Raw genomic sequence first — 13,620 nt, 5'->3', positions numbered from 1 at the left:
TCGTTCAATGAAAAATGAGTCCACGTAATCCTGCTCAAAACGAAGCCCAAAGGGCACAAACCCGTCAACAAATCTTAATGGCGGGCTTAAAGGCTTTCGCCGAAAAAGGTTATGCCGCCGCCAGCATGGCTTATATTGCTAAGGAGGCAGGCGTGTCCAAAGGCTTAAGCTATCACTACTTTAGTAGTAAGGAAGATCTTTTGCACGGTATTTTCGAAATGCTGGTAGCAGTTGGCGAAGGCATGGAAGATCAAATTACCGGCAAGAGTCCTAAAGAACAATTGCGCCTCACGGTAGAAATGGGCTTTCAATTTATGGATGAGCAAACGGACATTGTTCGCTTTATGACCGCTATTGCTATTCAACCGGAGGTTACAGCCAGACTCAAGGAGCTTATAACCAAGCATAAAAACCTCAGCATTGATATGTACCGCGATATTTTCGCGGCCCTCGGCTACGATAGTCCCCTAGCTGAATCTTATGCCTTTGGTGCCCTTATGGATGGTACTGTATTAGGCTACCTGGCTTTAGGTCCTGATTATCCGCTGGAAGATATGAAGCAAAAAATCCTAACTAAATATCATTTATGAAAACGAAAATTCTCAGTCTGTGCTTAGTCCTCTCGGCTGGCCTCTTTGCTCAAAACCCAACAGAGATTGTGGAGAAAACCGAAAACAAACTACGGGGTGAGCAATCGTATGCCGAACTTTCCATGACCATTGTACGGCCTAGCTGGAGCCGCACTATAACTATGAAAAGTTGGAGCCGAGGAACCGATTACTCCTTAATCTTAATTACCTCTCCTGCTCGTGATAAAGGAACCGTATTTCTTAAAAACCGTAAAGAAATTTACAATTGGATCCCGAGTATTGAACGTCAAATTAAGTTACCCCCCAGTATGATGAATCAAAGCTGGATGGGTTCTGATTTTACCAATGATGATCTGGTAACTGAATCCTCTCTGGTAAAAGATTACGAGCATAAATTATTGGGAGAAGACTCCATCAACGGTCGTAAGGTGTGGAAAATAGAATTGAAGCCCAAAGCCGATGCCGCCGTAGTTTGGGGCAAGGTGATATTGCATATCGATCAAAAAGAATACATCCATCTAAAAACGGAATTCTACGATGAAGAAGGGGATTTGGTGAATGTAATGACCGCTAAAAAAATCGGTAATCTGGGAGGCAAGATATTACCGGTAATTGTTGAAATGGAACCCATGGCAGAGCCTGGACATAAAACCATTTTGCATTACCACCAATTAGACTTTTCGGTAAATATTCCCCGTGAACACTTTACCACGCAATACATGAAACGCGTCCGTTAAAATGCTATTCAAGATTGCCTGGCGAAATATTTGGCGAAATAAGCGCCGTAGCCTGATCACTCTGGCTTCGGTAGCCTTTGCCCTCTTTTTCGCTATCGTAATGCGGAGCATGCAGCTGGGTACTTATGACAAAGCTTACTCCTCCGTAATAAATGCCACTACCGGCTTTATGCAGTGGCAGGCCAATGGTTATTGGGACAAGCAAACATTGGAACGCAGCTTTATTCCCGACAGCTTAGCGCGCGAAAAAATGCTTAGCGACCCTGGTCTGGAAGCTCTATTGCCACGTCTCGAAAGCTTTGCTCTACTCGCTTCTGATCAAAGTGAAACCAAACCTGGATTTCTGAAAGGTGTCGATGCGGAAATGGAAAGTCGATATTTCGATTTAAGTGAAAAGCTCCTGCGCGGTGCCCTTCCCAAGAAAGGCGAACAAGGAGTCTGCTTAGCCAGCAAATTAGCGGAAAGCTTAAAGCTTGATGTGGGTGACACCCTAATTATTGTGGGTCAAGGATATCATGGCATTAGCGCCAATGGCAAATACCCGGTGCTGGGGGTGGCCGACCTAAAAAACCCAGTTGCCAATAAGAGCACCGTTTACCTGGATTTGGCCGAATTGCAATACCTCACCGGAGCCTACAATCGAGTGAGTGCCGAAGTGTTAGTTCCCAAAGATCCGGACGATCTGGAAGCCTTGCAAAGTAGACTACTTACAGACATTGACACCTCCAGCACCACCCTGCTTACCTGGCGCCAAATGCTCCCTGAGCTCATCGAAGCTATGGAAGCCGATAGTGCCGGTGGATTAGCCATTCTCTTTATCCTTTATCTGGTAATTGGTTTTGGAGTTTTTGGCACTATCCTTATGCTTACAGCGGAGCGAAAACCTGAGTTTGGCATATTACTCTCCATAGGCATGAATCGCAGCCGCCTGGCCCTAAGTACCTTCATGGAAACTACTTTCCTTAACCTCTTAGGAATTATTACCGGCAGCCTTTTAGCCCTGCCCATTGCCCTTTACTACCACTACAATCCCATCGAATTAAGTGGCGATATGGATGCCATGATGGAGGATTATGGTATGGAACCTCTCTTACCTTTTAGCATCGATCCCGACATTTGGTTTACCCATGGCGGAATTGTGCTTTGCATAAGTGTGCTGGTAAGTCTTTATGCAATTGTGAGCATTTACCGTTTGAACCCCGTAAAAGCCATGCGCCGATGAAAACGCTATTTAAAATCGCCTGGCGCAATATTTGGCGCAATCGTCTGCGCAGCCTGGTGGTTATCATCTCCATTATCCTTGGAATATGGGCCGGAGTATTTGTAAGTGCCTTTAGTTTCGGTTTGAACGACCAGCGCAAGGTGAGCATGATCCGCAACCAAATCTCCCACTTACAATTTCATGATCCGCGCTGGGAGGAAGAACCAAAGGTGAATTACCTCATCTCTGATGCCAGCAATCTTGAAAGCTGGCTGGAAAAACAAGAACCCGAAGCCTATGCCTTTCGCCTGAAAACCATGGGTATGGCCGCTACCGCGCACTTTAGTGGTGGCGTGCAAATCATCGGAATTAACCCCGAGGAAGAAAGCCAACTAACTGGTCTTGGCAGTAGGGTTGACAGTGGCAAATACCTCAATGACAAAGGGCGCAATCCCATCCTTATTGGTGAAGCCTTAGCCGAAAAGCTGGAGGTAAAACCTGGCTCCAGAGTTATTTTAAGCTTTAGCGATGGTGCCCAAAACCTGGTGTCGGCCTCCTTTAAGGTGAAGGGCCTTTACCATGATGTTTCTTCTCAAATAGAAAAACTCAATGTGTATATCCGTGCTGAAGACCTGCAAAGTTTATTAGGCCTGGAAGCTGATCAATACCATGAAGCAGCCTTGCTTATTAAAAATGATAATCAAGTAGATGCTGAACTCGCCAAGGCCCAAACTGCCTTCCCAAAACTTCTGGTGGAAAGCTGGAAAGATCTGGCCCCCGAATTGGCTTATGCGGATGAATTAATGTCGCAAATGCTCTATATCATAATCGGCATTATTATGCTGGCCCTCTCCTTTGGCATTATCAATACCATGCTCATGGCGGTATTGGAACGTCGGAAAGAACTAGGTATGTTAATGAGTGTCGGAATGAGTAAAAGACGGGTCTTTGCGATGGTAATAATCGAAACCTTTTTCTTGGCGCTGATCAGTGGACCATTAGGCATAGTAGCGGGTTATTTAAGCATCAGCTCCACTGCCGAAAGCGGCTTAAACCTGGCCATGTTTAGTGATGGTTTGTCCAGCTATGGTATTGGCACCGTAATCTACCCCAGCTTACCCCAAAGCTTCTATTTCGGAACCGCAGCCATCGTTTTTATCATGACCCTACTGGCAGCGATCTATCCCGCGCGACATGCGCTTAAACTCAACCCAGTTGAAACGATGCGAACTCTTTAAACTATTTCTCCATGTCTGTAATTGAAGCCCAAAACCTCAGCCGCATTTACCAGGATGGTGAAAGCACCATCCACGCGGTGGATAAAATCAACCTTTCGGTAGAAGCCGGAGAGTTTACCGCCATTATTGGTCCTTCCGGATCAGGTAAAACCACCCTCCTCAACTTAATTGGTGGCCTGGATAATCCCAGCGAAGGCACCGTGGTAGTAGATGGAAAGGAAATTCATGAACTCCGCGATAATGCCTTAATTAACTTCCGCTTGCGCCATATCGGCTTTGTATTCCAAGCCTATAACCTTATACCGGTTTTAAGTGCTCAGGAAAATGTAGAATTCATTATGCTCCTCCAGGGCCAAAGCGCCAAAGCTCGCGAAGCAAGAGCTAAGGAATTATTAAAAGCAGTTGGCTTGGAAAAGCAAATGCACAAACGCCCCTCCGAATTAAGTGGCGGCCAACAGCAAAGGGTAGCCGTAGCGAGGGCTCTAGCCTCCAAACCTAGCTTTGTTTTGGCCGATGAGCCTACCGCTAACCTCGATTCGAAAAGCACCGAGGACCTGCTCGATATTATGCACCGCCTCAACAAAGAAGAGGGTATTACCTTTTTATTCTCCACGCATGACCAAAGGGTAATTGATAGAGCCGAACGCTTGATTTATGTGGAAGACGGTAAAATCAAAAGTGACACCCGACAGTGAAACGACTGATTTTCATCTTATCAATAATCCCCCTGGGCCTATGGGCTCAGGAGTCTCCCTGGCAATTTCAGGGTTACCTTAAATACCTGGGAAGCTATAGCCACCTCAATGCCAACTTTTATCCGGAATCACTACGACCGGGTTTAAAGGTGGACAACTACGATCAATTGATCCATAATCGGCTAGATCTGAAATACTATAAAGGACACTGGAGTGGCGCTCTTAGCATGCGTAATCGCCTCTTTCAAGGTGCCAGTCCGGCGCAAGGGGATGCCTTTATGGATGCCCTGGATACTGATGCCGGTCTCGTAGACCTCAGCTTTTTGTACTGGCGTAGTGATGAAGTTTTGCTCCATAGCATTTTTGATCGGGCTTGGTTCCAGTATGAATTTAAGAACGGTAATATTCGCCTGGGGCGGCAGCGTATCAATTGGGGCATCAACACCATTTTTAATCCTAATGATATTTTAAACCAGTACAATTTCTTCGACTTCGACTATGAAGAAAGACCGGGTACCGATGCAGTGCGCATGCAGTGGTTCCCCAATTTCGACAGTCAATTGGAACTGGCCTTAGCGCCAGCCAAGGAAATTGCCCAGTCTACTGCAGCCTTGCGCTATCGCAATAATGCCCTTACCTACGACCTGCAAGGGATAGCGGGCTACTTCAAAGACAATCTCACCCTAGGAGCTGGCTGGGCCGGCAATATTTGGGATTTAGGTTTCAAAGGAGAGCTCAACTATTACTGGCCTCTGAATGATCTGCAGCAAGAAGCCTGGATATTTAGTTCAGGCCTGGATTATGTGCTTAGCAATGGCCTATACATCTCCGCCGGCTACCTCTACAATCAGAGTGCCCCTCAGCAAGGCGGTATTGGCGACTTTAGTCAGCTCGGAGCCGGTCAGGTACTAAGCCCTAAAAACCCCTTTATTTTCCAGCATACCGCCATAGTAAACAGCAATTATGCTTTCAATCCGCTCTTCAACGGTTCTTTCACCTTGATGTACAGTCCGGATGCGCACAGTACAATCATCTTCCCCAGCCTCAGTTATTCCTTAAGCACCAATTTAGACTTGTTGTTGGCGGGTCAGTTTTTCCTTTCAGACAATCCCATCGAAAACAATAACTGGCAGTGGTTGGTAAGTGCCACCTACCTGCGCTTAAAATGGTCCTTTTAATACCTTTAGGGCATGCGAAAATTTCTGCTTTTAGGCTTGGGCCTGATGATTTTAGGGGCCTGCGAAAATGAATCGATTTACAATGTTGAAGCCGTGGAGCGAGAGCTTCTTAATGACGAAAACTGCTTAATTCATCAGCGATATCCCCAAATTCGAGGAATTCAAGACAGCATGACCAGCATGGGTTTAAATGAAACTCTGCGTAAATCGCCTCAGTTGGAACGATACCTGGCTCATTGCCTGGAATCGGATAGCGGTCAACGTCAGGTAATTTTAAGCGATTATCGTCTCCACTCCTTAAGTGATAGCCTCATCAGCCTTGAGCTGTACCGCAAGCTTAAAACTTCAGCCGATCAAGATTGGCAAAGAATGTACTACCCCATCAGCTTGCATCTTCCTGAGGCTTTTTTCCCGCCCTTAGACCTGGTTTTAGGAGCCGATATTTATCCGAAAGTTCTGGCTCATTTAGAAAAATGGAAAGCAGAAAAAGAAGGGCGAATCTTTAATGAAAGGGCCTATGTTACCGGCAATAATTATATGCTCCCCTTTTGCCTTTCGGCAGATAGCCTAATCTTATATCCGGGTGCCGAAGGTGAATTTGTGGGGCAAGAGCGTTTAGCAATCGCCTTAAGTTCTCTTTAATTCCCTACGCTGGCTAAGAATACCGGCGTTTCCTTCGTAGGCAGCTGATACACCACAAAGTGCTCATTTAGATAGGCCACTGGCAATTTATCTACACTTCGATCTGCATAGTGCACCACATAAGCCTCACTATGCTTATCGGATTCGCGATCCCAAATATTCAAGAAGTCATGGGATTGTAAAGTGCTGTAATCCTCCTTCAAATGATCAGGATCAGTGCATTTAAGGCGCGACATATGGTCATACCAATACTCGGCATACTGCTCACTGAAAAAGGCTTTGGTACCATCAAACCAATCGCCATAAGAGGTTCTCAGGCTGCGCACTCTAAAGCCTAATTCGGCAGGAGGAACAATAGCCAAAGCATCTTGGGCAGTATTCTCACGGAACCAATCTTGTACTTCATACCAATCCTTCTCCTGACTGCCTTGGTGAATCTCTAAGCCACCACGCATCAGCATCGCCACTAGGCCAAGGCTTAAATAAGCAAAAGACAAGGCCAGGCTGGCTTTGCGTTTAAAACCAAAGTAGCGGATAACAAACCAGGCCAGTCCAATCAGGCTTAAAGCCGAAATCGTTTTGGCCCACTCACCGTAAGCATACTGCGCCAGGAAGGGAATAGCCAGAAGGTAGAATACTGGTTTCGGGTTTTTAACGAGCATGCCAGCCCATAAGATTAAACTTAGGGTACCCATAAAAAGAAAGGCGCGATAAAACTGGAATTGAATGATCAATTTCACCGGATAGAACTCGGTAAATACTGTTCCCAAAAGCATCATGAACAAGATGCTTCCACCAAATGCATGTAAGAATACTTTGGCCTTAGGGGCAAAATTCCCTTTGGCTAAAATCACATAATAAGAAAGGATGATCAAAGCGGTTTTCAGGAAAATACTAGGCGGAAACTCGCTGGGGAAAGTGTGATGCCCATTGCGCAGACGCATTACCTCCATCCAGGTTTCAGAGAAACTTAAAGAAGATTCGCCGGGAGCAGCATTGCTAAATTTTAAAAGCAGCACAGGGCTAACCATTAACAATAGGAAGAAGCCTTGCCAGATATATTCCTTTTTAAAACCCTCGGTTAAAAGCACTGCCAATCCGGATGCAGCAATTACGTAAATAGCCGAAAGGGGATGAATATTAAAAGCTAAGCCCAACAATAAAATGGCATACCATAAACGCCCTTTATAGAGGTGTAGAATAGATAAAAGCAAGATTGGATAGGTAATGGTGCGCTCCATTAAAAGCGTATCCCAAATACTCACATCACCAATAACAGGAAAGGCAAAACTGAGCAGAACTACCGCTAAAATCCCGGCTTCTTTGGACTTAAAAATCTCCTGTCCTAAGCGGTAAAAACTATAGATAGTTAGGGCCAGGCAAATGAGATAAAGGCTGAAGAAAAGCAAAGGAATATTCTCACCAAAAAAGGGCAGTGCCCATTTTAAAAGGAAAAGGAAAAAAGTAGGCGAATTACTGTACTGTTCTACCAGAAGATCATGAGGATAACTAGCAGGATCAATTAATTCCTGTAACCAGGGAAGAGAAATAAATTGATTCCACATCCCGAAATGGTACTGGTTGATACCAATCACCGAGGCCACGGCCACAATGATTAAAAAGAATGGAACTTTTATTCTATCGATGATTGTCATTTCCCTTAATCTTATCCGATACAAATGTGTAACAGACCTATTAAAGGACTCTAAATCTTTCGATTAGAAGCGCCATTCACACGACGAACGGCCGATTTCGATTTATTTAAGCAGGGAGCTATGCTCTTCAAAAGCCTTTTTGCCTAGATCGGGTACCTGGGCATCATCAGCAGGATATCCTAATGGCAGAAGTAAAAATGGTTTTTGATGGGGAGGTCGCTCCAAAATTTCAGAAAGGAAATTCATGGGGCTGGGAGTATGGGTTAAAGTGGCTAAACCCAAATGATGGATAGCGGCTATTAAAAATCCGGAAGCAATGCCTACAGATTCATTCACGTAATAATGCTTGTTTTTACTGCCATTTTCATCCTGACCGTAGATCTCTTTAAATACCACTAATAACCAGGGAGCCTTAGTTAAAAAGGGCTTTCGCCAATCTGTACCCAGGGGAGCTAAATCCTCCAGCCATTCTTGAGGTGCACGTTCCTCATAAAAGAGCTTTTCTTCCGCCTCAGCTGCCTCGCGAATACGTTTCTTTATTTCCGGATTTCGCACCGCCACGAAATGCCAGGGTTGCTTATTAGCACCACTGGGCGCAGAAGCGGCAATTTGCAATAAATCTCTTACCACAGATTCCGGCACCTCCCGCTCCGAATAATCGCGACAACTTCGCCGCTGTAGCATTTCATCCTTTAGCTCCTTAGAGGCTGCAGGTAGCGCTTCACCCTCGTATTTAGTACTAATTGATAGCGGTATAAAAGGAAAATCCCGGGCCATATTATATAAAGAATATTGATGCAAGCTCCTCGAAACAAGCAAACTAATGTATTTTTTAGTACATTAGGGTGTTGTTCGAAAAAACAATGTTTTTTATTCTCTCCCCCTGGACCTGCCCTTGGCAGGTCCTCCCATTTTAAACCTTAGGAAAGCTTCCGGGCCAATTTGGCCATCACCTTTTTAGGGTTCCTGTTTTCGTATAAGATCTTATAAACGGCATCGGCAATGGGCATCTTCACCTCATTTTCTTTTCGCACCTCACGAATCAAACGAGCCGCATAATAGCCCTCAGCCACCATGTTCATCTCTAACATCGCACTGCGTATAGTATAGCCCTTGCCTATCATATTGCCAAAGGTCCGGTTGCGCGAAAATTGCGAATAGGCGGTTACCAATAAATCCCCCAAATATGCCGATCCATTGATATCGCGCTTTATGGGGTGCACAGATTTAATGAACTTCTTCATCTCCCGTATCCCATTACTCACCAAAACCGCCTGGAAGTTATCGCCATAGCCCAAGCCATGGAAAATACCAGCTGCCAGGGCATAAATGTTTTTTAATACGGCTGCGTACTCCGTGCCATAGATATCATCAGAGGTTTTGGTAAGAATGTATTCACAAGTTAGGTTCTTGGCAACTTTCTTTGCCATTTCAGCATTGGTACTGGCCACGGTTAAATAACTCAATCGCTCCAGAGCAACTTCCTCTGCGTGACAAGGTCCGGTAATCACACCAATCTGATCCAAAGGCACCCCCAGGTTCTGATTGAAATATTCACCTACAATGAGGTTTTCATCTGGCACTATCCCTTTAATGGCACTAAAAACATGCTTGTCTTTAATATCGACATTCAAGCTCGATAAAGCCGATTTCAAGAATGCCGAAGGAATAGCGAATATCAAACAGTCTGCATTGCTAACAATATGGTTTAGGTCATTGGAAATATCGATGCGTTCGGTAGCCAGTTCTACCGAGCTCAGGTATTTGAGATTATTGTGATACTTCTTAATATGCATCACATTCTCCTCATCCCGCATCCACCAACCTACATAGTCGTTGTTCTCAGTTAATATTTTAACAATAGCCGTGGCCCAGCTTCCGCCGCCAATTACTGCAATATTCATCCTAAAACTGAATTTGAGCTTTTACTACTTTCCCTTCACGCTGATACAATAAGGTGGCTTTATCGCCCTTCTTAAATTGCGCCAGGGCTTGCATATAGCTCTGCATATCGCTCACTTGTACTTCTCCCAATTGGGTTACAATATCACCTGCCTTAAGACCCGCCTTGGCAGCTGGCTTACCCTCGCTCACTCCGTCTATTTTCATTCCATTGCCGCTATAGAGGTAATCGGGCATTACGCCCAGAGTTACAGAAAACTTTGGCGCCTTAGTACTTTCTACCTTGGTGGTGCTAAAAACAAAATCCCCACCCTGTGGGGTATTGCGAATAATGGAGCTCATTAAGCTTAGGACCCGATAAATACCAACAACATTAATCTTATCCGCATCATCACTGGGCTTATGATAGTCTGGATGGGTACCGGTAAAGAAGTGCAGGGCCGGAATATTGGCATAATAAAAACTGGTATGATCACTGGGACCAACGCCGCTTTCGCTGAACTCGAATTGCAATCCACATTCGATGGGCTCTACCAAATCGCGCCACTGCGGTGAAGTACCCATACCATTTACTGCCAGGCGATCATCTTCCATGCGCCCAATCATATCCATATTAAACATATAGTACCAGCTTTCTTGTCGGGTAGCAGTGCGCTCTACAAAGGCTTTGGATCCCAATAGTCCCATTTCTTCACCCGAAAAGGCCACCAAGAGGTAGTTAAAACGACGCATGGTCGGATCCTGAGTTTTAGCCAAAAAGCGAGCCATGGCTAATAAGCCCGATACCCCACTGGCATTGTCGTCAGCGCCATTGTGCACCATGGGCTCCTCACCGGTATAACGCGAGCTTTCCCCGCCAAAGCCCAGGTGATCGTAGTGTGCGCCAATAATAATAGTGCGTCTTTGTCCATTATTAATCACCCCGGCCACATTATAAGTCACATCCTCAACCGCATTCAGGGAAACAAAACCTTCTACTTCGCGACTACGACGCAACTTTTTAGCAATCTTAGGATCGCTCACAAAAATCACTGGTAAGCCTAAACTTTCGAGGCTCTTAAATTCACTCTTGGGACTATTTGCATTGCCTTTCGTATGAACTAGAATTACCGCCTGCACACCCTTGGTTTTTAAAAGGCGAATGCGCTTGGCTATGTCGTGCCAATCTTTGTATTTCGAATGGGGATGAATTCCATCCGGAGAGCTAATCTCCATCACCGCAATAGCGCCTTTCAAGTCTTCATCATCGAGGTCATCGCGATCTAATTTTTGGCTTTCAATACCAAAGCTTACATATTCCGTTTCGCCCTTAAAGCTGCCATTTCCAGAATAAATTACCGGATAATAATCAGCATCCAATGGCAAAGCATCCCCCTTGTAGCGGAAGTAATTCCCGTCATTGGGGCGATCCACTCGATTGGGTACACTAAACTCTTGTAAATAGGTTTCTTTAAAATACGGTTCAACACCACTATTGCGAAACTGACCGATAATGTATTCTCGACTTAACTGATCTCCATCACTGCCTGGTTTACGGCCCCCTAATTCATCGGAAGCGAGGTAAGCTACATCCTGACGAATCTGTTCTACGGCATCCCGAGGAAACTCGTAGCAGCTGGAAACATTGCCCTGAGCCCAAAGCATGGGGGCCCAAAGAGAGAGTACTAGTATTTTGCGAATCATTGTTCCTTTATTAGGGCCTCAAATATAAAGATTGCAAAGGGGGCGTTGTTAATAGTGCCGTGTAGAAATCCACTTGATTTTGGCGGCAGCGTTTAGTGCGACACCGTATTTTAGCTCCCTACACTATGTCTTCACTTCGAAATTTAGCCTCGCAAACGGTTATCTATGGTTTAACTACCATTTTAGCGCGTTTGCTCAATTTCGCCCTTACGCCGCTGCATACCGATCAAATTGCGAAAGCGGAGTATGGTGTGGTGAACGATTTATACTCCATGATTGCCTTTTTAATGGTGATTCTCACCTTCGGTATGGAGACTGCTTTTTTTCGCTTTAATCGCGATAAGCGTTACGATCCGGATACGGTATTTAGTCATGCCCTGCTCTTTAGCCTTTTTAGCAGTGGACTTTTACTCAGCCTCAGTTTTATATTTCGTGATTCTCTGGCCAGCCTGCTTCAGTACGAAGACCGGCCCTTCCTACTTATTTGGATGATGGGCATTGTGGCTATGGATGCGATTGCTGCTGTGCCTTTTGCCCGCTTGCGCGCCGATAATAAGCCGATTCGATTTTTAGTTATCCGCCTGGGCACCATTGGTTTAATGGTTCTACTCAACCTTATCTATTTCAAGCTCCTCCCTTCCATGGCCGAGAATGCCAGTCCGGATTCGTGGATATTTAGCATCTACAATGCCGAGTACGGGGTGATTTACGTTTTCCTCTTCAACCTGATTGGCAATGCTTTTATGATCTTGCTCTTCTTACCCGAGCTCTTGAAAATTCGCTTTAAGGTCAATCCGGACCTATTGAAAAAAATGCTGATTTATTCCAGTCCTCTGGTAATTGGCGGTTTGGCGGGAATCGCCAATGAAAAAGCCCAGTATCAATTTATGAAGTACTTGCTGCCCTTAGAAATCAATACCGTTTCTATGGGGATATTCGGCGCAATGATGAAGATCGCCACTTTTATGATGCTCTTCATCCAGGCTTTCCGCTTTGCGGCGGAGCCATTCTTCTTTAGTGGCGAAGGGGATTTTAAATCGAAAATGGCTCAGGTAATGCGCTATTTCGTGCTTATTCAAAGCTTAATCTTCTTAGGCTTGGTTTGCTTTACCGATTTTCTGCAGTGGACTCATTTTATCGCTCCTCAATATTGGGAAGGCTGGCATATCGTACCCATTTTGCTCTTTGCCAATCTTCTTCTCGGAATCAATTTTAATCTCAATATTTGGTATAAGCTGGAGAACAAAACCCGCATGGGCATCTATATCAACTTCTTTGGCCTGATTTTCACGATTCTAGCCAATCTGCTATTGGTACCCCTCTTCAATTATACCGGTGCCGCATTGGCTACCTTGATCAGTTATGCGGCAATGACCGCCTATTCCTATTATTTGAACCAAAAACATTCACCTACTAATTATCCCACACGGGCCATTAGCTTTTATTTAGGCTTATCCCTGATAGGTAGTATAGTATGTTATTACCTTTTAGATCATTATTGGCTCTACGGCCTGATCATATTCAGCGCTTACAGCAGCTTGATTTTATGGCTGGAATGGCCGCAACTTAAACTCCTCAAACGTCGATGAGCAAAGTAAATATCATTAACCGCTCCCCCTATCCCCTGCCCGAATACCAAACTGAAAATTCAGCGGGCCTGGACTTAAGAGCTGTATTAGATGAAACTCTGGAATTAAAACCTCTGGAGCGCAGTTTGATAAAAACCGGACTGTTTATGGCTTTGGAACCCGGTACTGAGGCCCAGGTTCGCCCACGTAGTGGATTGGCCTTAAAAAAAGGCCTAAGTGTACTCAATAGTCCGGGTACCATTGATGCCGATTATCGCGGAGAGGTAGGAGTGATTTTAGTTAACCTATCCAATGAAAATGTGCTTATTGAACCCGGTGAACGCATCGCTCAATTGGTATTGGCACGCTATGAAAAAATCACTTGGAATGAAGTTAATGAATTAGACGAAACCCAACGTGGTAGCGGGGGTTTTGGCAGCACTGGCAGCTAAAGAATTAAGACTAAGATAATCCCGTGAATATTAGGCAAAAGCTATTTTTGTAATTAACATTGCCCCAATAACAAACCGT

Annotated in this window: 13 protein-coding genes; 9 read left to right on the top strand and 4 right to left on the bottom strand. The window is 45.0% G+C overall.

Annotation, left to right across the window (positions count from 1 at the left end):
* The first annotated feature begins 14 nt into the window (after positions 1-14).
* The 7 genes from ACO05P_RS13115 to ACO05P_RS13085 are packed head-to-tail and all read left to right on the top strand — an operon-like array spanning position 15 to position 6,281.
* Entirely contained in the window at positions 15-590 is a 576-nt protein-coding gene (locus ACO05P_RS13115; protein WP_421751487.1) for a TetR/AcrR family transcriptional regulator, read from the top strand.
* Positions 587-1,327 carry an outer membrane lipoprotein-sorting protein gene (locus ACO05P_RS13110; protein WP_421751485.1) on the top strand — a complete coding sequence of 247 codons (741 nt, stop codon included), beginning with the start codon at positions 587-589 and terminating at the stop codon, positions 1,325-1,327. Before ACO05P_RS13115 ends, ACO05P_RS13110 begins: the two co-directional genes overlap by 4 nt.
* Position 1,328: 1 nt before the next feature.
* Positions 1,329-2,549 (top strand): ABC transporter permease, encoded by a 1,221-nt coding sequence (locus ACO05P_RS13105; RefSeq protein ID WP_421751483.1) that lies wholly within the window; start codon positions 1,329-1,331, stop codon positions 2,547-2,549.
* Positions 2,546-3,766, top strand: coding sequence for an ABC transporter permease (locus ACO05P_RS13100; protein WP_421751482.1), 1,221 nt, complete (start codon positions 2,546-2,548; stop codon positions 3,764-3,766). The genes ACO05P_RS13105 and ACO05P_RS13100 overlap by 4 nt, the downstream gene beginning before the upstream one ends.
* A gap of 11 nt (positions 3,767-3,777) precedes the next feature.
* On the top strand, positions 3,778-4,461 hold the full coding sequence (locus ACO05P_RS13095) for an ABC transporter ATP-binding protein (RefSeq protein ID WP_421751480.1): 684 nt from the start codon (positions 3,778-3,780) through the stop codon (positions 4,459-4,461).
* Positions 4,458-5,639, top strand: coding sequence for a hypothetical protein (locus ACO05P_RS13090; protein ID WP_421751478.1), 1,182 nt, complete (start codon positions 4,458-4,460; stop codon positions 5,637-5,639). Before ACO05P_RS13095 ends, ACO05P_RS13090 begins: the two co-directional genes overlap by 4 nt.
* Positions 5,640-5,651: 12 nt before the next feature.
* Complete coding sequence (locus tag ACO05P_RS13085; protein WP_421751476.1) at positions 5,652-6,281, top strand: hypothetical protein; 630 nt, start codon at positions 5,652-5,654, stop codon at positions 6,279-6,281.
* Here the strand turns inward: ACO05P_RS13085 and ACO05P_RS13080 are convergent.
* The 4 genes from ACO05P_RS13080 to ACO05P_RS13065 all read right to left on the bottom strand — a co-directional run bounded on the left by ACO05P_RS13080 (position 6,278) and on the right by ACO05P_RS13065 (position 11,521).
* A complete protein-coding gene (locus tag ACO05P_RS13080; protein WP_421751475.1) occupies positions 6,278-7,936 on the bottom strand; it encodes a DUF6798 domain-containing protein in 1,659 nt (552 codons plus the stop codon). The genes ACO05P_RS13085 and ACO05P_RS13080 overlap by 4 nt on opposite strands.
* A 102-nt stretch (positions 7,937-8,038) precedes the next feature.
* The gene (locus ACO05P_RS13075) at positions 8,039-8,713 is read right to left on the bottom strand and encodes a nitroreductase family protein (RefSeq protein ID WP_421751474.1); all 675 of its coding nucleotides are present in this window, start codon (positions 8,711-8,713) and stop codon (positions 8,039-8,041) included.
* 143 nt (positions 8,714-8,856) lie between these two features.
* Positions 8,857-9,840, bottom strand: coding sequence for an NAD(P)H-dependent glycerol-3-phosphate dehydrogenase (locus tag ACO05P_RS13070; RefSeq protein WP_421751472.1), 984 nt, complete (start codon positions 9,838-9,840; stop codon positions 8,857-8,859).
* 1 nt (position 9,841) lies between these two features.
* Positions 9,842-11,521 carry a M28 family peptidase gene (locus tag ACO05P_RS13065; RefSeq protein WP_421751470.1) on the bottom strand — a complete coding sequence of 560 codons (1,680 nt, stop codon included), beginning with the start codon at positions 11,519-11,521 and terminating at the stop codon, positions 9,842-9,844.
* Between the two features lie 125 nt (positions 11,522-11,646).
* Here ACO05P_RS13065 and ACO05P_RS13060 point away from each other — a divergent pair, with 125 nt between their 5' ends.
* Both ACO05P_RS13060 and dut read left to right on the top strand, forming a co-directional pair.
* Positions 11,647-13,110: a polysaccharide biosynthesis C-terminal domain-containing protein gene (locus ACO05P_RS13060; RefSeq protein ID WP_421751468.1), complete on the top strand. Its 1,464-nt coding sequence runs from the start codon at positions 11,647-11,649 to the stop codon at positions 13,108-13,110.
* Positions 13,107-13,541: a dUTP diphosphatase gene (gene dut / locus ACO05P_RS13055; RefSeq protein WP_421751467.1), complete on the top strand. Its 435-nt coding sequence runs from the start codon at positions 13,107-13,109 to the stop codon at positions 13,539-13,541. Before ACO05P_RS13060 ends, dut begins: the two co-directional genes overlap by 4 nt.
* Positions 13,542-13,620 lie beyond the last annotated feature (79 nt).

This window comes from Croceimicrobium sp., assembly GCF_965228705.1.
Lineage (GTDB): Bacteria > Bacteroidota > Bacteroidia > Flavobacteriales > Schleiferiaceae > Croceimicrobium.
This window is presented reverse-complemented; position numbering and strand designations above follow the sequence as displayed.

Coding starts and splice junctions, on each gene's coding strand:
- ACO05P_RS13080 (WP_421751475.1), bottom strand. CDS start 7,936: ATGACAATCATCGATAGAATAAAAGTTCCATTCTTTTTAATCATTGTG.
- ACO05P_RS13075 (WP_421751474.1), bottom strand. CDS start 8,713: ATGGCCCGGGATTTTCCTTTTATACCGCTATCAATTAGTACTAAATAC.
- ACO05P_RS13110 (WP_421751485.1), top strand. CDS start 587: ATGAAAACGAAAATTCTCAGTCTGTGCTTAGTCCTCTCGGCTGGCCTC.
- ACO05P_RS13070 (WP_421751472.1), bottom strand. CDS start 9,840: ATGAATATTGCAGTAATTGGCGGCGGAAGCTGGGCCACGGCTATTGTT.
- ACO05P_RS13060 (WP_421751468.1), top strand. CDS start 11,647: ATGTCTTCACTTCGAAATTTAGCCTCGCAAACGGTTATCTATGGTTTA.
- dut (WP_421751467.1), top strand. CDS start 13,107: ATGAGCAAAGTAAATATCATTAACCGCTCCCCCTATCCCCTGCCCGAA.
- ACO05P_RS13095 (WP_421751480.1), top strand. CDS start 3,778: ATGTCTGTAATTGAAGCCCAAAACCTCAGCCGCATTTACCAGGATGGT.
- ACO05P_RS13100 (WP_421751482.1), top strand. CDS start 2,546: ATGAAAACGCTATTTAAAATCGCCTGGCGCAATATTTGGCGCAATCGT.
- ACO05P_RS13085 (WP_421751476.1), top strand. CDS start 5,652: ATGCGAAAATTTCTGCTTTTAGGCTTGGGCCTGATGATTTTAGGGGCC.
- ACO05P_RS13115 (WP_421751487.1), top strand. CDS start 15: ATGAGTCCACGTAATCCTGCTCAAAACGAAGCCCAAAGGGCACAAACC.
- ACO05P_RS13065 (WP_421751470.1), bottom strand. CDS start 11,521: ATGATTCGCAAAATACTAGTACTCTCTCTTTGGGCCCCCATGCTTTGG.
- ACO05P_RS13105 (WP_421751483.1), top strand. CDS start 1,329: ATGCTATTCAAGATTGCCTGGCGAAATATTTGGCGAAATAAGCGCCGT.